This is a genomic window from Paenibacillus sp. Soil766 (assembly GCF_001428105.1).
Classification (GTDB): domain Bacteria; phylum Bacillota; class Bacilli; order Paenibacillales; family NBRC-103111; genus Paenibacillus_E.
Genome location: NZ_LMSJ01000026.1, coordinates 77,628 through 103,005 on the forward strand (window position 1 = coordinate 77,628; position 25,378 = coordinate 103,005).

General features: G+C 46.0%; 33 protein-coding genes. 18 read left to right on the forward strand and 15 right to left on the reverse strand.

Going from position 1 to position 25,378, the window contains the following annotated elements:
- The first annotated feature begins 21 nt into the window (after window positions 1-21).
- Complete coding sequence (locus ASG89_RS20850; RefSeq protein WP_057313001.1) at window positions 22-981, forward strand: UDP-glucuronic acid decarboxylase family protein; 960 nt, start codon at window positions 22-24, stop codon at window positions 979-981.
- A 36-nt stretch (window positions 982-1,017) separates the two neighbouring features.
- Entirely contained in the window at window positions 1,018-2,424 is a 1,407-nt protein-coding gene (locus ASG89_RS20855) for a UDP-glucose dehydrogenase family protein (RefSeq protein WP_057313002.1), read from the forward strand.
- Between the two features lie 107 nt (window positions 2,425-2,531).
- Here ASG89_RS20855 and ASG89_RS20860 read toward each other — a convergent pair whose 3' ends face one another.
- Window positions 2,532-2,960: a DUF2621 domain-containing protein gene (locus ASG89_RS20860; RefSeq protein ID WP_057313003.1), complete on the reverse strand. Its 429-nt coding sequence runs from the start codon at window positions 2,958-2,960 to the stop codon at window positions 2,532-2,534.
- 123 nt (window positions 2,961-3,083) lie between these two features.
- Here ASG89_RS20860 and ASG89_RS20865 point away from each other — a divergent pair, with 123 nt between their 5' ends.
- The 4 genes from ASG89_RS20865 (at window position 3,084) to ASG89_RS20880 (ending at window position 7,751) form a co-directional block, all read left to right on the forward strand.
- Window positions 3,084-4,211, forward strand: a complete 1,128-nt coding sequence (locus tag ASG89_RS20865) for a deoxyribonuclease IV (RefSeq protein WP_057313004.1) — start codon at window positions 3,084-3,086, stop codon at window positions 4,209-4,211.
- A 35-nt stretch (window positions 4,212-4,246) separates the two neighbouring features.
- Window positions 4,247-5,146: a formyltetrahydrofolate deformylase gene (purU, locus tag ASG89_RS20870; protein ID WP_057313005.1), complete on the forward strand. Its 900-nt coding sequence runs from the start codon at window positions 4,247-4,249 to the stop codon at window positions 5,144-5,146.
- Window positions 5,147-5,333: 187 nt separating this feature from the next.
- A complete protein-coding gene (tkt, locus tag ASG89_RS20875) occupies window positions 5,334-7,355 on the forward strand; it encodes a transketolase (RefSeq protein ID WP_057313006.1) in 2,022 nt (673 codons plus the stop codon).
- A gap of 78 nt (window positions 7,356-7,433) precedes the next feature.
- Window positions 7,434-7,751, forward strand: coding sequence for a pyrimidine/purine nucleoside phosphorylase (locus tag ASG89_RS20880; protein WP_056609015.1), 318 nt, complete (start codon window positions 7,434-7,436; stop codon window positions 7,749-7,751).
- A 666-nt stretch (window positions 7,752-8,417) separates the two neighbouring features.
- Here the strand turns inward: ASG89_RS20880 and ASG89_RS20885 are convergent.
- From ASG89_RS20885 to ASG89_RS20895, 3 genes are all read right to left on the reverse strand, one after another.
- A complete protein-coding gene (locus ASG89_RS20885) occupies window positions 8,418-8,735 on the reverse strand; it encodes a hypothetical protein (RefSeq protein WP_057313007.1) in 318 nt (105 codons plus the stop codon).
- A gap of 31 nt (window positions 8,736-8,766) precedes the next feature.
- Window positions 8,767-9,309 (reverse strand): ImmA/IrrE family metallo-endopeptidase, encoded by a 543-nt coding sequence (locus ASG89_RS20890; RefSeq protein ID WP_157276743.1) that lies wholly within the window; start codon window positions 9,307-9,309, stop codon window positions 8,767-8,769.
- A gap of 186 nt (window positions 9,310-9,495) precedes the next feature.
- Window positions 9,496-9,900 carry a helix-turn-helix domain-containing protein gene (locus tag ASG89_RS20895; protein WP_057313009.1) on the reverse strand — a complete coding sequence of 135 codons (405 nt, stop codon included), beginning with the start codon at window positions 9,898-9,900 and terminating at the stop codon, window positions 9,496-9,498.
- A gap of 166 nt (window positions 9,901-10,066) precedes the next feature.
- Between ASG89_RS20895 and ASG89_RS20900 the strand changes: the two genes are divergently transcribed.
- The 3 genes from ASG89_RS20900 (at window position 10,067) to ASG89_RS20910 (ending at window position 11,217) form a co-directional block, all read left to right on the forward strand.
- Window positions 10,067-10,492 carry an ArpU family phage packaging/lysis transcriptional regulator gene (locus tag ASG89_RS20900; protein WP_057313010.1) on the forward strand — a complete coding sequence of 142 codons (426 nt, stop codon included), beginning with the start codon at window positions 10,067-10,069 and terminating at the stop codon, window positions 10,490-10,492.
- A 198-nt stretch (window positions 10,493-10,690) separates the two neighbouring features.
- The gene (locus tag ASG89_RS20905) at window positions 10,691-11,089 is read left to right on the forward strand and encodes a holin family protein (RefSeq protein WP_057313011.1); all 399 of its coding nucleotides are present in this window, start codon (window positions 10,691-10,693) and stop codon (window positions 11,087-11,089) included.
- Window positions 11,086-11,217 carry a hypothetical protein gene (locus ASG89_RS20910; protein ID WP_057313012.1) on the forward strand — a complete coding sequence of 44 codons (132 nt, stop codon included), beginning with the start codon at window positions 11,086-11,088 and terminating at the stop codon, window positions 11,215-11,217. The genes ASG89_RS20905 and ASG89_RS20910 overlap by 4 nt, the downstream gene beginning before the upstream one ends.
- A 78-nt stretch (window positions 11,218-11,295) precedes the next feature.
- Here ASG89_RS20910 and ASG89_RS20915 read toward each other — a convergent pair whose 3' ends face one another.
- Window positions 11,296-12,579: an NAD(P)-binding domain-containing protein gene (locus tag ASG89_RS20915; protein ID WP_057313013.1), complete on the reverse strand. Its 1,284-nt coding sequence runs from the start codon at window positions 12,577-12,579 to the stop codon at window positions 11,296-11,298.
- Between the two features lie 124 nt (window positions 12,580-12,703).
- Between ASG89_RS20915 and ASG89_RS20920 the strand changes: the two genes are divergently transcribed.
- The 4 genes from ASG89_RS20920 (at window position 12,704) to ASG89_RS20935 (ending at window position 15,930) form a co-directional block, all read left to right on the forward strand.
- Window positions 12,704-14,059 carry a glucose-6-phosphate isomerase gene (locus tag ASG89_RS20920; RefSeq protein WP_057313014.1) on the forward strand — a complete coding sequence of 452 codons (1,356 nt, stop codon included), beginning with the start codon at window positions 12,704-12,706 and terminating at the stop codon, window positions 14,057-14,059.
- 165 nt (window positions 14,060-14,224) lie between these two features.
- A complete protein-coding gene (locus ASG89_RS20925; RefSeq protein ID WP_057313015.1) occupies window positions 14,225-14,866 on the forward strand; it encodes a YigZ family protein in 642 nt (213 codons plus the stop codon).
- Between the two features lie 58 nt (window positions 14,867-14,924).
- On the forward strand, window positions 14,925-15,581 hold the full coding sequence (locus ASG89_RS20930; protein WP_057313016.1) for a TetR/AcrR family transcriptional regulator: 657 nt from the start codon (window positions 14,925-14,927) through the stop codon (window positions 15,579-15,581).
- Between the two features lie 124 nt (window positions 15,582-15,705).
- Window positions 15,706-15,930: a DUF1128 domain-containing protein gene (locus ASG89_RS20935; RefSeq protein ID WP_057313052.1), complete on the forward strand. Its 225-nt coding sequence runs from the start codon at window positions 15,706-15,708 to the stop codon at window positions 15,928-15,930.
- Window positions 15,931-16,140: 210 nt separating this feature from the next.
- On the opposite strand, the gene ASG89_RS20940 is transcribed toward ASG89_RS20935, so the two are convergent.
- Together ASG89_RS20940 and ASG89_RS20945 are read right to left on the reverse strand one after the other, a co-directional pair.
- Complete coding sequence (locus tag ASG89_RS20940; RefSeq protein WP_057313017.1) at window positions 16,141-16,464, reverse strand: hypothetical protein; 324 nt, start codon at window positions 16,462-16,464, stop codon at window positions 16,141-16,143.
- A gap of 13 nt (window positions 16,465-16,477) precedes the next feature.
- Complete coding sequence (locus ASG89_RS20945; RefSeq protein WP_057313018.1) at window positions 16,478-17,005, reverse strand: GNAT family N-acetyltransferase; 528 nt, start codon at window positions 17,003-17,005, stop codon at window positions 16,478-16,480.
- A 163-nt stretch (window positions 17,006-17,168) separates the two neighbouring features.
- Here ASG89_RS20945 and ASG89_RS20950 point away from each other — a divergent pair, with 163 nt between their 5' ends.
- The 4 genes from ASG89_RS20950 to ASG89_RS20965 all read left to right on the forward strand — a co-directional run bounded on the left by ASG89_RS20950 (window position 17,169) and on the right by ASG89_RS20965 (window position 19,876).
- On the forward strand, window positions 17,169-18,719 hold the full coding sequence (locus tag ASG89_RS20950) for an FAD-dependent oxidoreductase (protein WP_057313019.1): 1,551 nt from the start codon (window positions 17,169-17,171) through the stop codon (window positions 18,717-18,719).
- 104 nt (window positions 18,720-18,823) lie between these two features.
- Complete coding sequence (locus ASG89_RS20955; protein ID WP_057313020.1) at window positions 18,824-19,171, forward strand: hypothetical protein; 348 nt, start codon at window positions 18,824-18,826, stop codon at window positions 19,169-19,171.
- A gap of 181 nt (window positions 19,172-19,352) precedes the next feature.
- Window positions 19,353-19,595: a spore germination protein gene (locus tag ASG89_RS20960; protein ID WP_057313021.1), complete on the forward strand. Its 243-nt coding sequence runs from the start codon at window positions 19,353-19,355 to the stop codon at window positions 19,593-19,595.
- A 20-nt stretch (window positions 19,596-19,615) separates the two neighbouring features.
- Complete coding sequence (locus tag ASG89_RS20965; protein WP_057313022.1) at window positions 19,616-19,876, forward strand: hypothetical protein; 261 nt, start codon at window positions 19,616-19,618, stop codon at window positions 19,874-19,876.
- Between the two features lie 24 nt (window positions 19,877-19,900).
- Here the strand turns inward: ASG89_RS20965 and ASG89_RS20970 are convergent, their stop codons facing one another.
- The 7 genes from ASG89_RS20970 to ASG89_RS21000 all read right to left on the reverse strand — a co-directional run bounded on the left by ASG89_RS20970 (window position 19,901) and on the right by ASG89_RS21000 (window position 23,479).
- Entirely contained in the window at window positions 19,901-20,248 is a 348-nt protein-coding gene (locus ASG89_RS20970; RefSeq protein ID WP_157276746.1) for a hypothetical protein, read from the reverse strand.
- Window positions 20,249-20,284: 36 nt separating this feature from the next.
- Entirely contained in the window at window positions 20,285-20,686 is a 402-nt protein-coding gene (locus tag ASG89_RS20975) for a hypothetical protein (protein WP_057313023.1), read from the reverse strand.
- 92 nt (window positions 20,687-20,778) lie between these two features.
- Window positions 20,779-21,003 (reverse strand): hypothetical protein, encoded by a 225-nt coding sequence (locus ASG89_RS20980; protein ID WP_235549858.1) that lies wholly within the window; start codon window positions 21,001-21,003, stop codon window positions 20,779-20,781.
- Between the two features lie 141 nt (window positions 21,004-21,144).
- Window positions 21,145-21,588, reverse strand: coding sequence for an Hsp20/alpha crystallin family protein (locus ASG89_RS20985; protein ID WP_057313025.1), 444 nt, complete (start codon window positions 21,586-21,588; stop codon window positions 21,145-21,147).
- Between the two features lie 109 nt (window positions 21,589-21,697).
- Entirely contained in the window at window positions 21,698-21,991 is a 294-nt protein-coding gene (locus ASG89_RS20990) for an alpha/beta-type small acid-soluble spore protein (RefSeq protein WP_057313026.1), read from the reverse strand.
- 20 nt (window positions 21,992-22,011) lie between these two features.
- A complete protein-coding gene (locus ASG89_RS20995; RefSeq protein ID WP_057313027.1) occupies window positions 22,012-22,464 on the reverse strand; it encodes a GtrA family protein in 453 nt (150 codons plus the stop codon).
- A 4-nt stretch (window positions 22,465-22,468) separates the two neighbouring features.
- Window positions 22,469-23,479 carry a glycosyltransferase family 2 protein gene (locus tag ASG89_RS21000; RefSeq protein WP_082593482.1) on the reverse strand — a complete coding sequence of 337 codons (1,011 nt, stop codon included), beginning with the start codon at window positions 23,477-23,479 and terminating at the stop codon, window positions 22,469-22,471.
- 429 nt (window positions 23,480-23,908) lie between these two features.
- Here ASG89_RS21000 and ASG89_RS21005 point away from each other — a divergent pair, with 429 nt between their 5' ends.
- Window positions 23,909-24,703: a helix-turn-helix domain-containing protein gene (locus tag ASG89_RS21005; RefSeq protein WP_057313029.1), complete on the forward strand. Its 795-nt coding sequence runs from the start codon at window positions 23,909-23,911 to the stop codon at window positions 24,701-24,703.
- On the opposite strand, the gene ASG89_RS21010 is transcribed toward ASG89_RS21005, so the two are convergent.
- Window positions 24,695-25,300, reverse strand: a complete 606-nt coding sequence (locus tag ASG89_RS21010; protein ID WP_057313030.1) for a metalloregulator ArsR/SmtB family transcription factor — start codon at window positions 25,298-25,300, stop codon at window positions 24,695-24,697. The two genes, ASG89_RS21005 and ASG89_RS21010, sit on opposite strands and share 9 nt — an antisense overlap.
- Window positions 25,301-25,378 lie beyond the last annotated feature (78 nt).

Below are 25,378 nucleotides of genomic sequence, written 5' to 3' on the forward strand. Positions count from 1 at the left end.
TCATTGAGGAGGGTTTGATAAATGAAAAAAATTATCATTACCGGTTCAGCTGGTTTTCTAGGTTCGCATCTCACGAGAAAATTACTGGCTCAAGGACATCAAGTCATTGGGATTGACAATTTATCTACAGGTAGAATTCAAAATATAGAAGATATCTTTAGTAATCCACATTTTCACTTTATCGATTTTAATGTTTCAGATCAAACCATCGTTGAAATGGATCTGCTCCAGGATAGCGATGAAATTTATCATTTAGCTTCTCCTGCATCCCCGAAGCTATATCAAGATGCTCCCTTCGAAACCATTTATGTAAATACGATTGGGACACAGAATATGTTAGAGATAGCCCGTAAAAGTAATTCGAAGTTTCTATATGCAAGTACTAGTGAAGCTTATGGTGATCCTGAGGTACATCCGCAGCCTGAAGATTATCGGGGGAACGTGAATACCTGGGGGCCGCGGGCTTGCTATGATGAGGCCAAGAGATTAGGGGAAGTATTCTGTTATGAGTACCATCGATTGTTTCAGATTCAGACGAAAGTAGTACGATTGTTCAACACCTACTCAGCTGGTTTACGTAATGATGACGGGAGGGTCATTTCTAATTTCGTGACGCAGGCTTTGATGGGTGAGGATATTACGGTGTATGGGGATGGCAGCCAGACACGTTCATTCTGCTATGTTGATGATACGATTAGAGCCCTTATACGGATGATGGAGTTAGATGCTGCTACAGGGCAAATTATTAATATTGGCAATCCGACGGAACATTCCATCTTAGATGTAGCCTTACTAGTTAAGCAGCTGACGAATACGACAAGTAGGATTACATTCCATAAACTCCCGGAAGATGATCCTAAAGTAAGAAGACCTGTTATCGATAGAGCCACTGATATCCTAGGGTGGAACCCTGAAATTTCACTTGAAGAAGGCTTGAAAAGAACGATTCATACCTATCAAGAGAAGCTAGCGCTTATCTAGTTAAATTGGGGATAGAGGGACTAGGAGGAAACATATATGAATGTCGTTTGTATCGGTTCAGGTTATGTTGGAAGTGTGACAGGGGCAGCATTTGCCGTGCTAGGACATCATACTACGGTGTTGGATATTGACCAGAACAAAGTTGATCAGATGAATGCTGGCAAAAGTCCCATTTACGAGCCTGGACTTGATCATTTAATCAATAGCTATATCGGAAGATCTTTGTTTGCAACAACGGACTACGGCGTTATTTATCATGCAGATGTTGTATTTATTGGTGTAGGAACTCCCTCAAAGGCAGATGGAACTGCCGATTTGACCTACATTCGACTTGCCGCACAAAGTATTGGACAATATGTAAATCCCGATAAGTTTGTGGTTATTATAAACAAATCTACGGTTCCTGTTGGGACAGCGGATCTTGTGGCTTCGATCATTGAAGAATCATCTAATTTAAAAGTGGATACACATTTTGCAATGGCTAGCAATCCAGAGTTTCTACGTGAAGGCTATGCGCTAGAAGATGTATTTTTTCCAGAGCGAATTGTGGTCGGTGCGGAGAATATTCATGCGAAGAAAGTAATGAAAGAGTTATATTTTAATGTGATAAATAGAGTAGAATATGAAGGGAAATCAATTGATTTTCAATTCTCTCACAATCCGAACGCAGCATTACCTATCTATTACGAAACCGACATTAAAAGCGCTGAGATGATTAAGTATGCATCGAATGCTTTCTTGGCTGTGAAAATAAGTTATATTAATGAGATTGCCCGACTTTGTGAAACATTAGGAGCCAATATTACTGAAGTTGCAACGGGCATGGGGATGGATTCTAGAATAGGTAATAAATTCCTTCAGGTGTCTAGTGGGTGGAGCGGGAGCTGCTTTCCGAAAGATACAGCCGAATTATTAGCAACAAGTCAGAAGTATAGTTGTGAATTAACCGTTGTTCAGGCGGCGGTTGACTCGAATCAACAAATGCATGACTATGTTGTTGATAAAATTAAGCGGAAATTGAAGACTTTGAATGGCAAGAATATAGGAATACTGGGTCTTACATTCAAGCCGAATACGGATGATGCGCGTAAAACACAAGCCTCAGTCATTATTAAAGAATTGATCGATGCAGGTGCTAGAATCAAGGCGCATGACCCGCACGGGATGGCGATGTTTCAACAATTGAATCCCGCATTAGATGTGCAATACGTTTCTAATGCCATAGATGTTACCTATAATGTAGATGCTGTTGTGCTATTAACACATTGGGCAGAGTATCTACATATGGATTGGTCCTTCGTAAAAAATAACATGCGAAGTCCTTATTTGCTCGATACTAGAAATGTATTAAAGCAAGGTCACTTACATCAATTGGGCTTTGATTACGAAGGTTTGGGGATTCATTCTACCAAAAAAACTACTCAGGAGTTTGTCAGATCGTGAGTGATCATTCATGCAAAAAGGCTTCCAAGGTCTGCTACTCAGACTGTGGAAGCCTTTTTTGTGTTGATTCATTTGCAACATCTCCCACTACTCGGGGCAGGGCCAAGTTAGTTCAATAGATGCTTGAACGCACTGTAATCTATCTGTTGCTTTTCCAGAAAGCTCGTCAAACTCCGATAATCACGCTTAGGCGTTGCAAGTATGTAACCTTCAATACAGTGTTCTCGTGTGACCTCATTGGCATTGGCCTCTAGGGCTACTTGTCCGATACGCGCGGCGATGGAATGCTTGGCAATATCACGGAACGCTGTCGGTACAGGTGAAACTAATTGGTCGAGAAATGCTTTGGAATCCGTTGTCCAAAGATGCCGAGAAGTGTCCACGTAATGATTTTGCCAATCGAGTTTGGACTTGCCGTCTTCTTTGGGGAGTACTTTAATAAACTTACGGAACATGAAGTACCCGCCTATGGACATGAATAAAAGCAACACGCATACCCAGAAAATGATAAACCACATGAAATAATCATTCGCCATTTATTTGTCACCTCACTAATTGTCTTCAATAAGCTAGTAAGAATTATACCTTATTTCTAGATTTCTTGCGACAATACGAGTAAAATAGGAGGGTAGCAGCTACTAATAAAGGAGTTATGGACTATGCCAAAAATTGGATCGCACGTTTCGTTCTCAGATAAAGGCTTACTAAATGCAGCAGAAGAAGCCGTTTCCTACGGATCATCCACGTTTATGATATACACTGGCGCACCTCAGAATACGCGCCGTAAACCGATTGAAGAGCAGTACATCAAAGAAGGCAAAGCTGTGATGGACAAGCATGCGATGAATGAAATCGTTGTTCATGCCCCATACATCATCAATTTGGGCTCTTATAAGGAAGATACCTTCGAGCTTGCGGTACGTTTTCTTCAAGAAGAAATCCGTCGGACCGATTACATCGGCGTTCGCAATATCGTGCTTCATCCTGGTGCTTACACGGACAAGGATGCAGATTATGGGATTGCCAGAATTGCGGATGGCTTGAATGAAGTTCTCTCTGGGGTCAAAGATACGAACGTTAACATTGCGCTGGAAACGATGGCTGGCAAAGGTACCGAAATCGGCCGCAGCTTTGAAGAAATCGCGGAAATCATGGAGCGCGTGGAGTTCAACAATAAGTTGACTGTCTGTATGGATACTTGTCATATTCACGATGCAGGGTATGATATCGTGAATGATTTGGACGGCGTGCTGCACCATTTTGATCGTACGATTGGTCTTGAGAAACTTGGTGTCATTCATTTGAATGACAGTAAGAATCCGCGCGGCGCGAGCAAGGATCGCCATGCACCACTGGGTTCGGGCTGGATTGGCTTCCAAGCGATGAATAATATTGCTAACCATGAGAAGTTGCAGCATTTGCCGATGATTCTAGAGACGCCTTGGATTGGAAAAGAAGACAAAACACAACGCCCGATGTATGAAGCGGAAATTGCGTTGCTTTCCGGCAACTTAAGCAGTCGTTTTGGCGGCGAGTTCCTGGATCAAGTGGAGCGAATTGACTTTCTGATGAACAAAAAAGATATTCACTATCGTGACTTTGTTCTTAAAACATGGGAATTGCTTAAGAATGATGCAAAAGCGAAGAAAGCGGATGGACGTGAGCCGCTGGAGCGTTTATATGATATTCTTCATGAGGAACGCCTTTTCGCAGATCTTAGCGAAGAACAAATCAATCAACGTTTGATTGTTTGGCTTGCTGGAAATGACATCTTGAAGAAGGCTTAACTTCACTATAGACAGAAATTGCTAGGGGGATACAGATGGAAGCGGGAACCACGAACAGCTCAATTCGCCGGGGAAGCGAATTGATGAATAGAGCAAGAATGCTAATTTCTTGCCCGGATCAGCCGGGTATTGTAGCAGCCGTATCGCAATTTCTATTTGAATATGGTGCGAATATTGTGCAATCGGATCAGTATACGATGGATCCAGAGGGCGGCATGTTCTTCATTCGAATTGAGTTTGATTTAACGGAATTGGCGAGTCGCGTGGATAAGTTAAGAACAGATTTCTCTGCCGTAGCTGAGAAATTCTCTATGGATTGGAGTCTTTCTTTGGCTAGTCAGAAGAAACGGATTGCCATTTTCGTATCCAAAGAAGACCATGCGTTGCTTGAGCTGTTATGGCATTGGCGTGCAGGGGATCTCAACGCGGATATTGCGATGGTGATCTCTAACCACAATGATATGTGTTCGCTGGTGGAGCCTTTCGGGATTCCATTTCATCACATTCCAGTTACCGCGGCAACCAAAGCAGAGTCTGAACAGCGCCAGCTTGAGCTTATTGGCGACAGTGTAGATGCGATCGTTCTTGCTCGCTACATGCAGATTGTTTCACCATCGTTTATCCAAAATTACGCAAATCGCATCATCAATATTCACCACTCCTTCTTACCTGCTTTTGTAGGCGGTAAGCCTTATGCACAAGCGCATAACCGCGGAGTCAAGATTATTGGTGCGACAGCGCATTATGTGACGGACGAGCTAGACGCCGGACCGATTATTGAGCAGGACGTTCAGCGTGTGAGTCACCGGGATAATGTTGAGGATTTGAAAAGAATTGGTCGTCACATCGAACGAATCGTTCTTGCACGTGCAGTAGCTTGGCATGTTGAGGATCGAATTATTGTCCACAATAATAAAACGGTTGTGTTTAACTAGTATAGAGCAGGTTGTGCCCAATTATGGGTACAACCTATTTATATATAGGACAGAAGTATAACGTTTTAGCGGGTTATTGTGGCAAAGCCTTAAAGCAAATGGTACAATAATTCAAGCGAGTAAAGTCACTTGTATGTACAAGTTAATTAGCTTTTGAAAATACAGAAATCATGGAGGGAAATTTCGAATGACTGCATCAAACAAAACAATTGAACAATTAGCCGTAGACACGATCCGTACACTCGGTATCGACGCGGTTGAGAAAGCTAAATCAGGCCACCCAGGTATGGTAATGGGAGCTGCACCAATGGCTTACGTCCTCTGGAAGCAACATATGAAACACAATCCATCGAATCCTAAATGGGTAAACCGTGACCGTTTCGTTCTATCTGCAGGACACGGATCCATGCTTCTATACAGCTTGCTTCACCTATGTGGCTATGATCTGCCAATGGAAGAGATCAAGAACTTCCGCCAATGGGGAAGCAAAACCCCTGGTCACCCAGAGTACGGTCACACAGCAGGTGTTGATGCAACGACAGGTCCTCTTGGACAAGGCGTTGGTATGGCTGTCGGTATGGCGATGGCAGAAGCTCACTTGAGAGAGACATACAACAAAGAAAACTTCCCAGTTATCGACCACTACACGTACGCAATTTGCGGCGATGGCGATATGATGGAAGGCGTTTCCTCCGAAGCGGTATCCCTTGCAGCTCATTTGAAATTGGGCAAATTGATCATGATGTACGATTCCAACGATATCTCGCTTGATGGCGAATTGAATATGGCTTTCTCTGAAAACGTGCAAGCACGTTTCGAAGCATACGGCTGGCAAGTATTGCGCGTTGAAGAGCAAAACGACCTTGCTGCAATTTCCAAAGCGATTGCTGAAGCGAAAGCTGATACAACTCGTCCTACATTGATTGAAGTGAAAACGACAATCGGCTTCGGTTCCCCGAACAAAGGTGGTAAAGGTGGTCACGTTGGACCTCACGGTTCACCACTTGGCGGCGACGAAGTGAAATTGACGAAGCAAGCGTACGGCTGGCCAGAAGAGCCGGACTTCTTAGTTCCAGATGAAGTTCGCGCACATTATGCTGAAATTGGGCAAGAAGGTGCTGCCGCTGAAGAAGCTTGGAGCAACCTGTTGAACGATTACATCAAAGCGTACCCAGAGCTTGGCAACCAATTCAGCGCTGCTGTGAATGGTGAGCTTCCAGCTGGTTGGGATGCTGATCTTCCTACATACACGACAGAAGACAAGCCTATGGCTACGCGTGTTTCTTCTGGTAATGCGATCAATGCCATTGCAGGCAAATTGCCGCAATTAATCGGGGGTTCCGCGGATCTAGCGAGCTCGAACAACACGATGATCAAAGGCGAATCCAACTATAGCGCTAGCAATTATGCTGGACGCAACGTATGGTTCGGTGTTCGTGAGTTCGGTATGGGTACAGCGATGAACGGTATGGCGCTTCATGGCGGTGTTAAAGTATACGGAGCAACATTCTTCGTATTCTCCGACTACTTGCGTGCTTCCATCCGTCTTGCAGCACTTATGCAGCTTCCTGTTATTTATGTTCTAACACATGACAGTATCGCTGTTGGTGAAGATGGACCGACGCATGAGCCGATCGAACAATTGCCGGCACTTCGCGTGATTCCAGGCATCACAGTCATTCGTCCTGCTGATGGTAACGAAACGTCCGAAGCTTGGCGCTATGCGATCTCTGAAGCGAAAGGTCCAGTTGCGCTTGTCTTGACTCGTCAAAACTTGCCGATCCTTCCAGGTACGGTTGAAGGAGCGAAAGCGAACCTAAGCAAAGGCGGATACGTGGTATCCGATGCTGCGAATGGTCAACCGGATGCTCAAATCCTAGCAACAGGATCCGAAGTACAACTAGCTGTTGCGGCTCAAAAATTGCTGCAAGCCGAAGGCATCAACGTTCGCGTTGTCAGTCTGCCGAGCTTGGAACTATTCGAGAAGCAATCCAAAGAATACAAAGATTCCGTTATCTTACCAGGCGTGAAGAAGCGTCTTGCTGTTGAGATGGCATACCCACTTGGCTGGGAGCGTTACACAGGCGACGAGGGTTCAATCCTTGGCATCTCCACTTTTGGAGCATCCGCTCCAGGGGATACCGTTCTTAGAGAATACGGCTTCTCACCAGAGAACGTTGCAGCACGCGTGAAAGCATTGTTAGGTTAATATAATGGCAGGGGCTCAGCTCGTCTGAGCCTCGGCTTGTACTTATTCATAGCTCTTTTAGAGGGGGAACTATTAACCATGTCCAGCTTTGAAAATGTAACCGTACTTACGAAAGCTAATGTTTATTTCGATGGAAAAGTAACAAGCCGCACTGTGCAATTCGCAGACGGCACGAAGAAAACACTAGGCATCCTGCTTCCAGGTGAATATGAATTCGGAACAGATGTGAAAGAAATCATGGAAATCCAAGCTGGTGAGCTGAACGTATTGCTTCCAGGCAGCACAGAGTGGATTACAATCAGTGGTCAAGGTGAGTTCACCGTGCCTGCTAATGCGAAATTCAAGCTCGAAGTGAAAACAGTGAGCGACTATATTTGTTCGTATATCGCTGAGTAATTAGCGTAGAATCGAATGCTTTCAAGCCAAAAACCATACATCTTCATTGAACAAATTGTTCAATGGATGTATGGTTTTTTTCAATATATTAGCAAGTATTATATTGGTGATAAAACCTAAGGTACCTCCGTCGTCCGACGGGTGCTAGCGCACAAATAATGTGCGCAAGGGAGGTACCTCCGTCGTCCGACGGGCGCAAGCGCACAAATAATGTGCGCAAGGGAGGTACCTCCGTCGTCCGACGGGTGCTAGCGCACAAATAATGTGCGCAAGGGAGGTACCTCCGTCGTCCGACGGGTGCTAGCGCACAAATAATGTGCGCAAGGGAGGTATCTCCGTCGTCCGACGGGTGCTAGCGCACAAATAATGTGCGCAAGGGAGGTACCTCCGTCGTCCGACGGGCGCTAGCGCACAAATAATGTGCGCAAGRGAGGTACCTCCGTCGTCCGWCGGCGCTAGCGCACAAATAATGTGCGCAAGGGAGGTACCTCCGTCGTCCGACGGGCGCAAGCGCACAAATAATGTGCGCAAGGGAGGTACCTCCGTCGTCCGACGGGTGCTAGCGCACAAATAATGTGCGCAAGGGAGGTACCTCCGTCGTCCGACGGGCGCAAGCGCACAGTATGCGAAACAGAAAGGACCTGAGGGAGAGCCTCAGGTCCTTTCTCATTTGGAAGACCAACTGTAGTAGGAGCGGATCTCCATCTGCAGCACCTCTTCGATGTCCGTCATGCGAATCCATAATTGCTGGATCGAAGGGTGCTCATCGAGTAGGAGCGTATGCCGTTGCTTGATACGAGAGAGGCTGATTCCAAAAGCTGCAGGACGTGAAGGATTGACGATGAGGTCCTCCAGAAGTACGCTGATTCCAGCTTCTAAATCGAGGATTTCTTCGAAATGAAGCTGCTGAAAAGGAGCATGTATCGGGATGTAAAGGGTGGACTTACTAAAGTCTAGCTCGTTAGGACGGAAACGCAACGACATGAGGAATGGCTGAATGCGTTCTTCATGAAAGTCATAAAAGACGGCTAGTTTGACGATTGGGCATTCCCCCTTTCCGCTGTAACTGCTCGAGCTTGTTCATGATGGCGCGGGTTGCGTCAGACCAGTTGGCTGAATCGTACGTCCTCACTTGGCTCTGTGAGAATTGTTGGTATTCATGATCCAGAATCCCTTGCAGGACGCGTCGCTGGATTTGTTCGATCCGTTCATTGGCAAGCCGATAGGTAACCTGAAACTCTTCAGAAAGAAAAGCGACCATTTCGTTCTTCTGTTCTGGCAGCGACAGTTTCTTCAGCATGGACATAGGAATAGCCGCGTAGAGCTGAAATGCTGACGCATCCTGCTCTTGCCAATCGACATAGCGATCAGGCATCACCATTTGATTGCCGGAATGGCGAAGCACATGACAAAGCTCATGCAGGAAGTCCTCCCATTGTTCTTTGACGGATAGGCGGCGGTCAACATTGATGCTAAATAGTCCATCTTTTTCGATGGCCATACTGTTCATATCCATCGTATAAACCCAAATATGCAGCTTAGCAGCCAAGTTCGTCACGCTGAGTTGAGCGGGGGATACGATGCCAAGTTGACTATATAAAGACTCTACCCACTGTTCAAGAGAGGTCGGTTGGTAATGAGTGAACAGGTGAATACACCTCGCTTTAAGAATGTATGTTCGGTTGTTTGTGGTAAAGAAAAGCCCGTTAGGGCTTGGCTCTACATTATTAAAAAACTACCTAGATTACTGCTGGCTGTCAGGTGTTCGGTTCTGCTGCTGCTCCTTGATGAAGTTCCAGAAACGAAGCATCTCGTCGCGGCGCTCTTTGGGGGCATTCTTGAAGTCTTTAAAAAATAAGCTCACATCAGGGTCATCGACTTCGTCAAGACCGTCTCCAGACAAGCCATCGAGTGACTCCTCTTCCGTTGGAGCAAATCCGGCGAGCAGTAGAAGCTCGTCCTTCTCAGCTATGCGAAGCGCATCCGCTAAGGCGATAACCGTTTCCCGTGAGGGGTTGAAACGGTTATTTTCTATGGAGTTAATAAATGAATAACTAACACCGGACCGTTCACCAAGCTCTCTGAGAGAATAATTGTTCATCTTTCGCAGATCCCGGATTCGGATGCCGAATTGCACCATATCTTTCATCGTTTGATCACCTGGTTCTATTGTAAATGCGGAGCGGTGCAAAAAACAAGAGGAGATCACCAAAAAGTTTTGAATTTCAAAACTTTTTGTGTTGAAATTTTAAACGCGAGGGCGTATGATTTGTTTAGAATTTCAAAACGACAAATTTTAGGAGATGGTCTAAAGGATGGTAAAACATATTTTAAATATAGAGCAAGAACAGATTGATCGCCGGGCAACACGCAAAAGGGTAGAAAGTATGCTTGAAGCCGTGCGCTTGTATCGAGCGATGGGGGGCTTGCGGAGAGATAATCGAGCCATTTCGAGTACGAATGAATTGTTCAAAGTCGCGGAGGAAGCTGCCCTTTACGAAGGGGGATCAGATGAACACATGCGTAGTATATGTGATGAAGTGGAGCAGGCCATGTTGCGTCTGGACGAGCAAGAGCAAGGCATTATCCGGGAACGTTATTTAAAAAGGGACAAGACGTTTGATTTTCTGCTGTTTCATGAGCTTAATTTGAGTGAGCGTACCTATCGTCGGATGAAAGCGCGAGCGATTGAAAAGCTTGCCTACATGCTGCGGCTGGAAGTGAAGAAACAGGAAAGCTGACCGAAAGTTGGCCGCTTGTTGGCAGTTCGCTTCAAAGGGGGCATGGTAAGATCGTTGTGTAGCCAAGCAAGGGAGGTGATGTTGCTTAGGGGATGCACAAGAAACCGTTCCGGCGGAGGTGTAAGGAGTGAATGGATGTTTGAAAAGAAAAAAATGTTTTGAATTTCAAAACAAAATGAAAGCAGAAAGGAGCAACATATGAACCAAATCGGATTTAACCTGATTTCAGACACGTTCGGAGCCATTGTGAGCTACACTTTCGGCGGGTGGTGCGAGCTTACAAGTCTCTTCTTTATGGTAATACTCGTCGATTACGTCACGGGTATTGCTGTCTCAATGAAAGAGCAAAAGAAGCTTATCAGTCAAGTTGGCTTATGGAGACTTGAGCGCAAAGGACTGATGCTGCTTGTCATTATGCTAGCGCATCGCATGGATATCCTGATGGACATTGACCTGATGATGACAGGGGCAATTTATTTTTACTTGGCGAATGAGTTGATATCTATCACTGAAAATTACGGACGTTTGGGTCTGCCGCTTCCGCTTATTGTAAAGCAATTGATTCAAATTTTGCGAAGCAAGGGGGAAGGGTTATGAGTCCAGATGATGCCAATAAAATCATTCGTTTTTTATCTGCAGCTTGGACAAGCACGAAGGATGTTGAAGCTAGGGAGGAGTTCCACAGGCTAGCCAATGAGCTCCGTAAAGTGTCAGGCCAAATGTGAAACGCCTGATTGCCGTACAATTTAATAAGAACACCGCCACTTCCATTTAAGGAAAGGGTGGTGTTCTTTATTAGCAATTTACACCGTACTCGCAATATGATCCTCGATATACTGCTCCAACTTGATCCGTACATACGGCGGCAAGCCAGACAGCATACAACCATAGCGGAAGCTGCGTCCTTCAGTTACGATGCGAATGACGCGACCCGTGATCGGAGGTAATCCAGCTTCCTGAGGGAAGTGGATGACGACGAACATATCCGGCGCAAGCAGCACATTGGTTGTGATCTGCAGTCCGCTTTCGGATAAATCGAAGAGGGTTCCGTCAATATTTTGCCCGGAGAATGAGCCTTCTTGTTCCCATTGATAAATGGAGAGCTTCAAGTTAATATCCAGCTGCACACGTGTATTCTTACGACGCTCGCGACCAGACAGAGGTGAAGCCGGTTTCGACACTTCCACAACAGGTGCGCTAGGTTTAACAACCTCTTGCCCCATCCATTCCTCGTAGCACTTAATGACAGCGCTAAGATCTTCTTCACCTAAGCCTTTGCTTAGGCCGATTTGGAACAGATTGGTAGCGGATTGCAGCATTGGCGTCGGTAATTGAAACTTACTTGTAATCTCTTGGGCAAGCAGCAAATCCTTCAACATCAGCTTCAATGAGAATTGATTACTGAAATCGCGATCGAGGATCTTCTCGCTTTTGAGCTCAACTTGCTTGCTATTGGCTCCGCCTGAGCGGACGATTTCTAAGAATTGGCTAGGGTGGATGCCTGCTTTCGTTGCAATCGATAAGCCTTCGGCAAGCCCTGCAAGGTTAATGCCGACCATTGTGTTATGAGCGAGCTTCGCATAGGAACCAGAACCGCTCGGCCCTAGGTAAAGTGCTTTGCTGCCAAGTACGTGGAACAATTCTAGCTGCTCCTCGAATACTTCTCGGCTGCCGCCAACCATGAACGTAAGCGTTCCTGCTTCAGCAGCGGGTTTCGTACCTGTAACAGGTGCGTCGAGGAAGTCGACGAAATGCGCTGCGAGCTCTTCCGCGAGCTTTTGACTTGTTTGGGGAGATACGGTGCTGGTGTCAATAATCGTGAGTGCGGGGTGAATGCCGCTTAGAATACCTTGTTCACTGTAAAATGTTTCGAGCAGTGCAGCATCATTGCTGAGCATCGTAAATAAGACATCTGAGCTGCGAGCGACTTCCGCAGGTGTGAGGCCAACCTCAGCCCCCAATTGCTCAAGCTCGTCCGCTTTTCCAGCAGTGCGATTATACACAGTTACTATAAAACCTTTTTGAATAAGGTTAGCAGCCATGGGCTTACCCATTGTGCCAAGTCCAATAAAGCCGATACGTTTCATGTCCTCACCTCTGACTTCATTTTAGCATGGGAATTAATACCTGTGAATTCCTTTCTCGCTTGCTTTTAGACAAGCAAATAAGTATGCTAGGAAAAGGTAAAAAATAGAGATGGAGGCGAACCTATTGAGTAAAAAATTGCAATTTGATTACAGTAAGGCATTATCCTTTTTATCCCAGCATGAGGTTGATTATTTGTCTGCTCAAGTGGAGCTAGCTCATGACCAGCTTCATAACAAAACAGGTGCAGGCTCTGATTATCTAGGGTGGGTGGACCTTCCTGAGAACTACAATCGTGAAGAGTTTGCCCGCATTCAAGCATCAGCGAAGCAGATTCAATCGGATTCCGACGTGCTTGTCGTGATCGGTATTGGTGGCTCCTATCTAGGCGCACGTGCTGCACTAGAAATGTTGTCTCATTCTTTTTATAATATTTTGCCAAAAGATAAACGTAAAACACCTGAGATTTATTTCGTAGGAAATAACATCTCTTCGACATATGTCACACACTTGCTTCAATTGCTTGAAGGCAAGGATTTCTCTGTGAACGTGATTTCCAAATCCGGTACGACAACGGAGCCAGCGATTGCTTTCCGTATTTTCCGTGAATTGTTGGAGAAGAAATACGGTAAAGAAGCGGCACGCAAACGTATCTACGCAACAACGGATCAAGAGAAAGGCGCGCTCAAAACGTTAGCAACAGCAGAAGGCTACGAAACTTTCGTTATTCCGGATGATGTTGGCGGACGTTACTCCGTGCTGACAGCGGTTGGTTTGCTTCCAATTGCAACAGCTGGCATTGACGTTGAAGCGATCATGAAAGGTGCGGGGGATGCACAGCAAGAGTTCTCTAATCCGAAACTTAGCGAAAACCAAGCCTACCAATATGCAGCTGTTCGTAACTCCCTTTATCGCAAAGGGAAAACAATCGAAATCCTTGTAAACTACGAGCCATCCTTGCACTTCGTTTCGGAGTGGTGGAAGCAATTGTTCGGGGAGAGCGAAGGGAAGGACTACAAAGGGATTTATCCTGCTTCCGTTGACTTCTCAACAGATCTTCACTCCATGGGGCAGTTCGTTCAAGATGGTAATCGCATATTGTTCGAAACGGTTATCCAAGTTGACCAAGTGGCTGATCATATCACGATCGGTACAGATGCAGATGATCTGGATGGTCTGAATTTCCTTAGCGGCAAAACGATGGACTTCGTGAACAAGAAAGCTTTCGAAGGTACGATGCTTGCTCACACAGACGGTCAAGTGCCGAACCTGATCGTAACGTTGCCGGATATGACGCCTTACACTTTCGGATACATGGTCTACTTCTTTGAAAAAGCTTGCGGCATCAGCGGTTACTTGATGGGTGTGAATCCGTTCGATCAACCAGGTGTTGAAGCGTACAAAAAGAACATGTTTGCCCTCTTAGGCAAGCCTGGCTATGAGAAAGAAAAGGCGGAACTTGAAGCTCGTTTGCAGCAATAATTGATCTTGAAAACGAAAAACGATCAATCCTATCGGATAGGTCGTTTTTTTGCACCTTTTTTTCCATTATTTATGTGGTAAATTTTCTTTCTATATTGTCGAAGTACTACGTTGTGTGTAGAATATAGTGAAACAGTTGTTTCCTTCTACCGAGAAAGGTTGGCTATGCTAGCACATTATCGCACAATCCATTCCTATGGTTCGTCTGAGATTATCATCAAGAAGTCACGTTTTATCGGTCATGCTAAACCCGTGGAGTCAGAAGAAGAAGCAATCCAGTTTATTGAAGCGATCAAGAAAGAACACAGAGCGGCGACGCATAATTGCAGTGCGTATATCATTGGTGAGCGGGATCAAATCCAGAAGCAATCCGATGATGGAGAACCCAGCGGTACAGCGGGGAAGCCGATTCTGGAAGTGATGAAGCATCAAGGGCTCAAGAATACCGTTGTCGTAGTTACTCGTTATTTTGGTGGCATCATGTTAGGTGCTGGAGGTCTTATTCGCGCTTATACGGATGGGGCTGTGGCAGGCATAGAAGCAGGAAAACCGATTTATAAAGTAAATCATCAGCTCGTGCTGATTGAAGTCGATTATACATGGTATGGCAAACTGGAAAACGAACTGAGAAATCAACGGATGTTGCTAGGGGATATAGTGTTTACGGACAAGGTAACCGTTCCTTGTTATCCTTTGGCGGCTGAAGCGGAAGCATTCATGAATTGGGCAACTGATGTTACACAAGGTCAAAGCTTGATCGTCGCGGGTGAGAACGAATACATCGTTCACGAGAGCTTGCCCGAATAGGCAGGCTCCCAGAAGACCCAACAAATTTCATATGAGCTGAGGATGCGGAGGGATAGGAATGGCTAGGAAAGCAGTCGCGCAAGAGCTTAGCAGAGAACGAATTCTTACAGAGGCGCGGGAATTATTCGCTACTTTCGGCTATCGCGCTTTAACGATGCGAAGCATTGCTAAAGCAATGGGGTACAGTCATGGTGCGTTATATTACCATTTTAATGAGAAAGCTGAATTATTTTATGCACTAATTAAAGACGATTTTGCCTTACTGCTGCAGCGTCAGCGGGAAATGATTCTTCGTGAGCACGGTTTTAGCGTGAATTTGCTTCAAAAGTTAATGATGGAATTCGTCTGGTTTGGTTTAAGTAATCCGAATCACTACGAAATGATGTTTATGATTAGCGAGCCAGAACTACAGCAGTACTCACGCACCGAACAGGCGCAGTGCTTGGACATGTTTGCCATTGTGATTCGTGAAGTTATGGTAGATCAGCCAGGTGCTGAGAGTCGGAAGTTTACACTTCCTTGGAATTTGTTTATGTCTTTGCATGGCTTTATCTCCTATTGTATTCAGTTTAAGCTATCTTACGAGGATGCACGTAAATTGGCTGACGAGCATATTCGCCTTATCTGTGTTAGTCTGGATGTCGATTCAGCTGAATTGCAACGTCCGCTAGTCAAAATGGTTGGGCCTAATGCACTTAAATCAATCGTGATATAGAAGAAATAAGGAAGCGAGACGATCAGTCTTTGCTTCTTTTTTGCATAATGAGACAAACTGTATTTTACATTACCCTGTATGTGCTTTAAAATGATGAAAAGACAGCGATGGAAGGATGATTATGATGGATTTGAGTATATGGTCGGAAGCGAATGTTGAATTTATGTTTGAAGGTATAACAAGAAAGCTGCGCATGGCAACAGGAGGATCTATTAAAGCCTCCAACGTGAAAGAAGAAATGTACGAGGATTTGAAGGATCTGTATGATATGGTCTCGAGCAAGGATCGTTTCAGCATTAGCGAAATTGATGCGATTACAACCGAACTTGGGAAAATTCGCAAAGCCTAGTGAACGAATAAGCACCGATAAGAAAGCCGCTGTTCTGACCACAAGTTGGAATGGCGGCTTATTTGCTGCGTTCAGCGTGGAGTCGACGCTAGCAAGTATGCAACTACCATCAACTATCACCCAACTCGTACTTCGATACCTTTCGTGCATCCTCTTTTGCCCGTCCCAAAAGAGTTCCGGTTGAAGCTGTTCAGTATTAGTGTAGTTCTCTCATTTTCTCATTTGTAAGGCTGAGATTAGATAGAAAATAAGCATCAAGCCAAATAAATTCCAAATACTAGGAATAGAAGCGACCGAAACATAGAGTCCGTAGGGGAGTGACCAAACAAAGGCAGCATACATCAGCTTTCTACGACTTGTAAAGGATCCAATTAAACCTAGCACAGCAGGTGCAGCTAGCATGACGAGAAGAATTAGCACAGTATCCCTACTAGCCGCTGTTTCTGAATATGGATTCCCAAAAAGGAACCAACAACAGAGCAGAAGACTGCCTAATGAAGCACAAACGCCAACATAGGACATGGTCCATCTCAAAGGAAATACCCCCTTATTGAACGCGATCAAGCTCCAGCCGCCAATCGTTACATTGCATGAAATGTCCTGGAGGGTACTCGAATTCACACTCGCTCATCTGCATAAAGTTAAGCTTGCGGCACACAGCATTCGATGCTGGATTGTGAATTGAGGGGAATGCATGCATCCATCGAAATTTGGCCTCGGAGCTTGCATGGGAAATAGTTGCCTGTAAGGCCCTACTAGCTAGACCTCGCCCTTGAAAGTCTGGCAGCACACTCCAACCGACTTCGTAAACATTTTCCCCTTGCCAATAGCTGTCCCAGTATCCAATACTACCGACGACTTCACGATTAGGCAGCAGTAATATGCTAAACATGTGTCCCTTACCTTTTCCGCTGATGTCCAGATACCGTTTGTGTCGAGTTGCCAGCTGCTCCTCTGTTTCCGGGCCCCCCAGATGTTCCATCATCTCAGGAGTATTGATAAGCCGCAGAAGCTCAAGATTCAATTCAGACCAAGGAACGATGCTAACCTGTGACCCACTAACTTTCTCTGACATTTTCTCACTCCTAACTTACGTAGTAATCTCGCAATTCGATACCGTTAATACCTTTATCATAGTGGAACGTACGTTCTATTGCAATGCAATCTCCCTCTCATACATACAATCGCCCCTCCGAGGACAAAATAGGTAGAAATTGGAACATAAGGAGAGCTTAATATTGACGCAACATGGAGAGGCTTCCACTGCCGCTTTACCGCAATTCCCCCGGTCATTCTGGCTCGATTCTGTAGACAAGCGCCCACAGTTTCCCCCGCTGACTGCCGACTTGAAGACCGATGTGGTCGTCATTGGCGCAGGTATTACTGGGATCACGACAGCGTATTTACTGGCTAAGCAAGGGGTTAAGGTTATTGTTCTGAATGCGGGTCCAATCCTAGAAGGAACGACAGGACACACGACAGCCAAAATTACAACACAGCATGGACTTATTTATCATGAGTTTCTTTCCCATTTTGGAGAGGAGAAGACCCGGCTTTATTATGAAGCCAATCAAGAAGCGCTGTTGCTCATCAAGCAGACGATTACTGAGCTAGGCATCGAATGTCAGCTTACGGAAGAAGACGCATATCTATACACGAGTGATGATGCTTATTTAAACCAACTACAGGACGAATACATGGCCTATGGGCAGATGCAAATTGGTGGCGATTATCTGGAATCAACGCCTCTGCCTTTCGCGACGAAAGGAGCCATCCGACTAAAAGGGCAAGCTAGGTTCAATCCTGTGCCTTATCTGGTCAGACTCCTCCAGGAGATCATCCAGCTAGGAGGTCAAATTTATGAAGGAACAACCGTCGTCGGTGCGACCCATGAGCAGCCATCGATTGTTACAACAAAGCAAGGGCATCTCATCACTTGTAATCATGTGGTCACAGCTTCTCACTACCCGTTCAACGATATCAAAGGCGCTTATTTCACTCGTCTACATGCGGAGAAGTCGTATGTCATTGCAGCGCGCACGGAGAAAGCTTATCCAGGAGGGATGTACATCAACGTGGAGCAACCAAGTCGCTCTCTACGTGCTGTCACCATCAATGGGGAACCTGCGGTTCTTATCGGCGGCGAGGGTCATAAGACTGGGCAAGGCTTATGTACGCATCAGTATTATGAAAATCTTCAGAAGTTCGGCGAGGACATATTCGGACTTCAGGAGATTTTGTATCGTTGGTCGGCTCAAGATATATTCACACTAGATAAAATGCCCTATATCGGACAGCAATTTGCCGATGCTCCTCACCTCCTCATGGCGACTGGCTTTCGCAAATGGGGAATGACGACCAGCATGGTAGCAGCGCTGCTGAATACGAAGATCATTCTAGGGGAGAAGAGCCCCTACGAAGAAGTATTCACACCGCATCGTTTCCATGCCGATCCTAGCATCAAAACATTTATCATGCAGAATGCCAATGTCGCGAAAGAGTTTGTTGCGGGCAAGTTTGAGTTGCTGCATAAGCAACCCGATGAGCTATCGCCGGATGAAGGTTCTGTCGTTAGCGTGAAGGGGAAGCGAGCTGGTGCGTATAGAGAACCGAATGGAGAACTGCATATCGTTGATACGACTTGTACCCATTTGGGGTGTGAAGTTGATTGGAATGATGCGGAGCGTACATGGGACTGTCCATGTCACGGTTCCAGATATTCTTTTCGAGGTGATGTCATTGAAGGGCCTGCGAAAAAGGCATTGACCAAGCTTAGTGTAGAGACATGAGCGTATTTTTGTTCAAAAGTGGACAGTTATCCATGCGATGTTACCCCATAAGCCATACACTGTAGAGCAATGTATCTCTGCTCACGTGAAGGAGGTGGACGTTCGTGGCATCCAGAATTCGTAAAGAAGAAGTGCGTAAACTGATCGGGAAAGAAATTGTGGCTGTTAAGAAAGATGGTACACATGTAACTGGCAAATTGGTGAGAATCAGCGGTAACACGTTGATGGTTGCTCCACAAAATGGAAAAAAAGTGCAAATAAAAGCGATTATTCCATTGGTTTTATTTGACCTTTTAGCGATTGGCACAGCACCTTATGCATTTGGTGGTTATGGCGGTGGCTTTGGTCCTGGCTTTGGCCCTGGCTTTGGCGGTGGCTTCGGTGGTGGCTTTGGCGGTGGCTTTGGCGGTGGCTTTGGTGGTGGCTTCGGTGGTCCAGGACTCTGGTTCTGATCATCGTGCTCGAAGACTCTTTCCTTAAGGGGGGAGTCTTTTCTCATTTGGAAAACCATATAACGAAAGATCGCACCATTTCACTGCTCACTGAATAGGCTAAGATACAGGTTTACGGCAGGAAGGTTCCCTTATAGGAGGGAGTAGCCCTAGAACCAATCGCGGACAGGGAGTGAGCAGCATGCCGAGTTCCATCGTGTTTAACATGATCAATATTAATAACCAGAATACGAATGCAACGATCGGGATTGGTGAGAATGCACAATCCAGCTGGGATTCCCATAGCAAAAACAATTATGGTACCGGTGAATTCATCGGGAATTCGATCGCCTGCAACTTCGTCAATACCATCTTTGATAATGACTTTATTGATGCCCCAATTAATGATCAGGACTTTAAACCAGCCTTAACGAATCAAGTTTAAATGAAGGGTGGTTGTAAGCAATGCTGAATCTACCCGGACCGTTAGACCCACCATTGATACAATTTGATGCGATTCATGTCAATTCGATTGCCGATGCTTCTGGCATATTCATTGGTACGAATGCACAGGTGAATTGGTCAACGAGCGGTAAAAGCAATAGTGGCCTTGGTGAAGTGAGTGGTGAACATAATGTGGTGTGGAACAATATAAACACCGTGTACGATAATGATATCATTGATGCGCCGTATACCAAGGGAGATTTGATCATTGGCCGTGTTTGAAATAATAAAGCTCCGTGGGCAGCCTTACTCGGCCGTTTGCGGAGCTTTCGTCGTTGTATCTGTTGGGGGCGGAGAGGCAGTTGTGGTGGTGAAACCAGACAAGCCAGACGCTTGCGCTTGCACGGTTATCATCTCTTGCAGCCACTCTGGCGTATCGTTATCGCCGACATTGAGCATGTCGAGGAAATCGGAATCGTTCAGCATCGAACGGGTACCGACCAATTGGTTATGATCGCCTTCAACGGCGCCAAAGCCTTGAACCGTTTTTTGATTGCTTTGAAAATCAGTTGGCCAATTATTTCCCATATTGATGCAGGATGCACTTTCCACGGATCCAATCCGGATCGAACCGATGATAAAGGTTGGAGACATGAACGATGACACAGTTAATCACCTCATCTTTTATGCTTATGACGATTGTGGCGGCGTATAGCGGTAGCCGGTTGAGGTTCGCTCAGGATGGGAACCATCTTGCTTTGGCGACGAATTTGAGAGACCGTCTGATGCTTGCTCCTGTCGCGGTTCTTTGGTTACCTGTGAGCGCTGGAAAGCCTTATCCACGACCTCATCCTGCGTTTTACCATTCGGCTTAGCGCCGAAATTGTTGCCCAAATTCAACGAACCGCTAAGCTCCTTAATATCGAGCTGATCGAGTCGAAATGTTAAGTTTTCGAGAACAGGCTGATGAACGTGAAGGTTATCGATATGAATGCGCGGATGCTTGGCAGAGAGGTCGGCTAACTGTTCCTCTAGTCTTCGCAGCCGCTGTTCCAATAAATGGACGGTTTGCGCGTGTACGGATGACGGCATAGCCTCGTTTCTCATCGAAGGTTTGGGAGTGGCGGTAGAGGGCCTAGTTGGAGGCTGCGGCGCTTTTTTTTTATGAAACCACATAGGTTAGGTCAACTCTTTCGTGTATTCGGTTTAACATCAAACGTATCATTATCCAAGACCGTATGTTTTCCGCCCAACACCGCATTACGCTCACCAGTAATTGCCCCGAGCCCTTGATTCGTCTTGATAGAATTTCTTCTGCCGCTGATCCGATTACTGCCTTTGTTCACGCTGGAATTTTCAGTTATGTCATCGATATGAATGGACTGAAATTGGATCCGAACCATCGTCATTCCCTCCAAATCTTCAATTTTAGCGTCTCCTTCCCATGTATATGGGGACAAACGCAGAATCATTTCTTTTTTTGCAAAACAAAAAAGATCACCGTGGCTCCTTCCTGTCAGGAAGTCGGCAATCTTTCTGCAACCGTTGTCTCAAGTAAACTGTATGGGGATAACCTTCTCGCCATCGGGTGGAGCTAGCGGAATCCGAATGATAAGCAAACCATTATGATACTGCGCACGCATCCCATCGGTCAAAGCCCTGCCAGGCAAGCGGATGGCTCGCTCAAACGTGCCGAAATAGCGCTCAGACAGCCGCATTTGCTCATCACTGACCTGATAAGGACGAACGAGCATCCCTCGGATTAAGAGAGATTGGTCGCGGAAGGAGAGCTGGATGTTCTCAGGGGACGCAAGCCCTGGCACTTCAGCGACCACGACGAGCTCCTGCGGCGTTTCATACATATCAACTCGGGGTCCGGTTAGTGGAATAATACTGGCAATGTCCTGCCAGAATTCAGGGCCTAGCACATCGCCAGCTTGCGCCGACAGTCCCTTCCAATCGGGTTTTGACGAACGATTGCCTGGAGGATTCATCTGCCATCATCACCTGACTTCACCATTAAAAGTAGAGCTGCAAGCAGCTTGCTACTAGTTTATGTGCAGTTTCGCCGGATTATGGCTGACATCTAAATGCAGGATATGCTTACTTCCCTGGAGGCTGCTGATTCGCCATCTGCTGCTGTGCCATGCGTACGAGCTCTCGCACCATTGCGCCGCCGATTGGACCGCCGACTCTGCCGGCATCTTCAGAGCTGAGGTGCCCATTATAACCTTGCTGCAAGGGGACACCGAGTGTACGAGCAACCTCGTATTTGACAAGATCAGGACGCTGTGGATTAACAGCATACCCTTGATTTTGCATAACTTGGGCTTTGAGAAGCCCTAAGCCATGTTCGGATCCGGGCACCATAGCCCGGTTTCTTCTTCTTCGTGACATCGTCTATCACCTCTTAGGTGTTAGGATGCCCTGCCTCTTTTCGAATCATGAGTACGGAAGGTGAAATATTTATGCCCGACATAATTGCCAATCGTGTACAAGCCATTCCCTACCAGTATGGCACCGTTATGCAGCCAGCTTGTACGGGCATTTGGCAGATAGGAACTAATCGCTTCGGCAAGCAGCCAGCTGATTCCATAGGATAAACCGTAGCAGACTAGAATGACTAGACCGAATTTCCACCAACTGCTGCCGATACTGGCATTCGAGCGAAAAGTAAACGTACGGTTAAGCAGATAACTGACCACCGCGCCGATCGTATTTCCGCCAAAGGTCGATATCCAATAATTCAGATCGAATAGGTTATAAAGAGCAAAACTAGCGGATAAGCCCACCAGTGTATTTAACACACCAACGAGTAAGAAACGCGCAAAGCTGCCTGTTAACAAGGTTTTGAGTGAAGTGGTGGTCATTCCATTACCGCCTTGCAGAGGCAGGTTGGTTCACCTGCGAAGTGATGGTTTTCTGATCCTGAGCATGCACCGTTAATTCCTTTTCAATAACAAAAAGCGGGCGCTGCTTCACTTCTTTATAAATTTTACCTATGTATTCCCCGATCAAACCAATCGCAAGGAGCTGCACACCGCCAATGAACCACACGGAGAGAATAAGAGAGGTCCATCCCGTTACATTCGCGCCTAGAAATTTGCCTGCAATCGCATAAATAGCAGCAACTACACTAAGCGCGAAGAGCAGAAAGCCCATCACGGTGACGAAACGAATGGGGGTTACGCTGAATGAGGTAATGCCATCGAAGGCAAAAGCGAGCATTTTGCGCAGGGGATACTTGGATTCACCGGCAAATCGTTCTTTCCGGTCATAATACACCTGTGTAGAGGGAAATCCTAGCAGAGGGACTAAGCCGCGGAGGAATAAGTTAACCTCTTGAAATTTCTCCAAATTATCGAGCGTACGCTTGCTCATTAAGCGGAAATCCGCATGATTGTAATGAATTTTCACACCTAACGATGTCATAAGTTTATAAAAACCTTGCGCTGTAGCTCGCTTGAACAAAGTGTCAGCGGAGCGATCTTGACGAATGCCATAGACAATATCGTAGCCTTCATGGAATTTAACGAGAAATTCACGAATAACAGATGTATCGTCCTGAAGATCCGCATCGATAGAAACGACACAGTCGGAATACGCTTTCGCTTTCAGAAGCCCTGCGAGTAAGGCGCTTTGATGCCCGGCGTTTTTGGCCAGTTTAAGCCCCGTAATGAATGGATTGGAGAGGTGGAAACGCTCAATGAGCGACCAGGTCGCATCTTTACTGCCATCATCTACAAACAATACCGTACTACCCTGGGCAACCAATTGATCTGTAATGAGAGAATCTAACACCTCACTGAGCTGAAAAACAGTTTCGGGGAGGACTGCTTCTTCGTTATAACAAGGGACCACAATGGTCAAAATCGGTTTAGACACAATACCTCGTCTCCGTCCTGAAAAGGAATAGATGTAATTCATAGCTTTTCATTTTAATTATAGCTAAAAGGTTCAGAAAAAGTAAGCGGCCGGAACGGAAACCACCGTCCCAGCCGCTGATGATGCTATATATTACCAGCCAAACCCGAAAGTACTAAGAACGATAACCAAGAGGACGTATAGAACGAGGACTACAGCAGTGCTAGATCCTGTACCGCAACCACAACTCATGTCAATCCCTCCCTTCACAAAATTACTATATGTCATCTGACTAGAGGGTGTATGGATGAATGACCCGAATGCGGAATAAATAATTGGGCAACGTGTCCATTTTGTGGGACTGGTAGGGGGAGAGTACCCAAAGTTGCAGAGCGCAGAGGGGTTTGGCAAATATGAAAGTGATGTTGGAGAAAGGAGGCAAAGAGACGCATGCGTTACGAGGAACGTCAGCCGGATGAAACGTTGCAGCGATATATTAAATGTTACTGGTATTTGGAGCGGGATTATAGCGCGGCGGAAGAGTGGGAAACCCTGTGGCCAGATGGCTGCCAGGAGCTGGTCTTTCATTATGGAGCTGATTTTACAGCTGGCAGGCAAGTGATGCCTAGGGCGTTTTTTATCGGTGCGCTTTCACGCTACCAGCCACTTACCGCAGAGGGTCCCATTCGATTATTCGGTGTGCGATTGCTGCCATGGGGATTGCGCGCCTTCAAAGAGATGGATCATCGTGACTTGATCGATAAATTTCTTCCGCTCGGGGAAGTATTCCCCGAACATGAACTTGCTGAACTAGTTCCGCAGCTGGAAGAGGCAGATTTGGACGAGGGTATCGCTTTGCTGACGGCTTATCTCTATCGCCACTTTCAACCAGAGACCAAGCATGACGCGATGATTAATATCTTGTCCAAACTATATCGAACACCGATGGAGCAGGATGTTCCCATCAGCGTTGCCGAGAGTGGATACTCGCAAAGGCATTTTGAACGGATTTGTTCAGAGCTCGCAGGGATGACTCCCAAGCGATTAAATGCCGTGTCCCGTTTCAACCTAGCTCGGCTCCAGATATTCTTCAATCCGACGATGGATATCCCGAGCTGTATGAGCCAGTTCGGCTTTCATGATTATGCGCACTTTTCCAAGGAATTTAAGAGATGTCTCGGAGTTACACCAACGGAGTATAAGAAATGGTTGTTGGGGCTTGCTAGGTGCCACGAATTACGATAAAGTTTCCCACTTCGCCCACATTTCCCTTGGGTTCATCTCGTAAACGTCACTTTCCCGAAACATAAACTGATGCATAATCAACTCTCGGCGTAAGGTAGCGAAATCAGGATGATAGTTTTTGAGGTAGAGGTTAAGCTCTTTTTCGGTGTAGGAGCGGCCTTTTTCAAGTTCAGTAACTAGATGCTCGAGGACAATCAGTTTTTTCTTGAGCTGGGCTGGAATATGTTTGAGCTTACCATCGAGCGTGAAGAAGTTCCGTAAAACAGACTTCTGTAGATTTGAATTTTTGTCGTCCGTTTCCATGGATGAGGGAGCCTCCTTTTTATTTTTGAAAATCAGGTCAGCCGTCGCCTGACCGTAGCTGCGAATGAAGGCGTCGTTTAAGGTGAAATAAATCGTATTTTTGTCACGACGCTCATGAATCAAGTTGGCTTCGCGAAGTTTTGAAGCATGGTGGGTAACGGTCGCGGGAGCTAGGCTCAGTTTCTCAGCGAGAGTTTGCCCATTAGATTCGCCGTCCGCTAACAAAATAAGCATACGAATACGCGTAGCATCCGACATTGCTTTGTGATAGGTGAGGATTTTATCCAATTGCATACAAGAACAACTCCTAAGAATCTAATTAGATATCAATCTAATTAGATGATAATTAAATTAGATTAAGGTGTCAAGTGT

Bases quoted from the DNA above. Each gene is read 5' to 3' on its own strand.
- ASG89_RS20850 (WP_057313001.1), top strand. From the start codon at position 22: ATGAAAAAAATTATCATTACCGGTTCAGCTGGTTTTCTAGGTTCGCAT.
- ASG89_RS20855 (WP_057313002.1), top strand. From the start codon at position 1,018: ATGAATGTCGTTTGTATCGGTTCAGGTTATGTTGGAAGTGTGACAGGG.
- ASG89_RS20860 (WP_057313003.1), bottom strand. From the start codon at position 2,960: ATGGCGAATGATTATTTCATGTGGTTTATCATTTTCTGGGTATGCGTG.
- ASG89_RS20865 (WP_057313004.1), top strand. From the start codon at position 3,084: ATGCCAAAAATTGGATCGCACGTTTCGTTCTCAGATAAAGGCTTACTA.
- purU (WP_057313005.1), top strand. From the start codon at position 4,247: ATGGAAGCGGGAACCACGAACAGCTCAATTCGCCGGGGAAGCGAATTG.
- tkt (WP_057313006.1), top strand. From the start codon at position 5,334: ATGACTGCATCAAACAAAACAATTGAACAATTAGCCGTAGACACGATC.
- ASG89_RS20880 (WP_056609015.1), top strand. From the start codon at position 7,434: ATGTCCAGCTTTGAAAATGTAACCGTACTTACGAAAGCTAATGTTTAT.
- ASG89_RS20885 (WP_057313007.1), bottom strand. From the start codon at position 8,735: ATGTCGTTGCGTTTCCGTCCTAACGAGCTAGACTTTAGTAAGTCCACC.
- ASG89_RS20895 (WP_057313009.1), bottom strand. From the start codon at position 9,900: ATGAAAGATATGGTGCAATTCGGCATCCGAATCCGGGATCTGCGAAAG.
- ASG89_RS20900 (WP_057313010.1), top strand. From the start codon at position 10,067: ATGGTAAAACATATTTTAAATATAGAGCAAGAACAGATTGATCGCCGG.
- ASG89_RS20905 (WP_057313011.1), top strand. From the start codon at position 10,691: ATGAACCAAATCGGATTTAACCTGATTTCAGACACGTTCGGAGCCATT.
- ASG89_RS20910 (WP_057313012.1), top strand. From the start codon at position 11,086: ATGAGTCCAGATGATGCCAATAAAATCATTCGTTTTTTATCTGCAGCT.
- ASG89_RS20915 (WP_057313013.1), bottom strand. From the start codon at position 12,579: ATGAAACGTATCGGCTTTATTGGACTTGGCACAATGGGTAAGCCCATG.
- ASG89_RS20925 (WP_057313015.1), top strand. From the start codon at position 14,225: ATGCTAGCACATTATCGCACAATCCATTCCTATGGTTCGTCTGAGATT.
- ASG89_RS20930 (WP_057313016.1), top strand. From the start codon at position 14,925: ATGGCTAGGAAAGCAGTCGCGCAAGAGCTTAGCAGAGAACGAATTCTT.
- ASG89_RS20935 (WP_057313052.1), top strand. From the start codon at position 15,706: ATGGATTTGAGTATATGGTCGGAAGCGAATGTTGAATTTATGTTTGAA.
- ASG89_RS20945 (WP_057313018.1), bottom strand. From the start codon at position 17,005: ATGTCAGAGAAAGTTAGTGGGTCACAGGTTAGCATCGTTCCTTGGTCT.
- ASG89_RS20960 (WP_057313021.1), top strand. From the start codon at position 19,353: ATGCCGAGTTCCATCGTGTTTAACATGATCAATATTAATAACCAGAAT.
- ASG89_RS20965 (WP_057313022.1), top strand. From the start codon at position 19,616: ATGCTGAATCTACCCGGACCGTTAGACCCACCATTGATACAATTTGAT.
- ASG89_RS20970 (WP_157276746.1), bottom strand. From the start codon at position 20,248: ATGTCTCCAACCTTTATCATCGGTTCGATCCGGATTGGATCCGTGGAA.
- ASG89_RS20975 (WP_057313023.1), bottom strand. From the start codon at position 20,686: ATGCCGTCATCCGTACACGCGCAAACCGTCCATTTATTGGAACAGCGG.
- ASG89_RS20980 (WP_235549858.1), bottom strand. From the start codon at position 21,003: ATGACGATGGTTCGGATCCAATTTCAGTCCATTCATATCGATGACATA.
- ASG89_RS20985 (WP_057313025.1), bottom strand. From the start codon at position 21,588: ATGAATCCTCCAGGCAATCGTTCGTCAAAACCCGATTGGAAGGGACTG.
- ASG89_RS20990 (WP_057313026.1), bottom strand. From the start codon at position 21,991: ATGTCACGAAGAAGAAGAAACCGGGCTATGGTGCCCGGATCCGAACAT.
- ASG89_RS20995 (WP_057313027.1), bottom strand. From the start codon at position 22,464: ATGACCACCACTTCACTCAAAACCTTGTTAACAGGCAGCTTTGCGCGT.
- ASG89_RS21005 (WP_057313029.1), top strand. From the start codon at position 23,909: ATGCGTTACGAGGAACGTCAGCCGGATGAAACGTTGCAGCGATATATT.
- ASG89_RS21010 (WP_057313030.1), bottom strand. From the start codon at position 25,300: ATGCAATTGGATAAAATCCTCACCTATCACAAAGCAATGTCGGATGCT.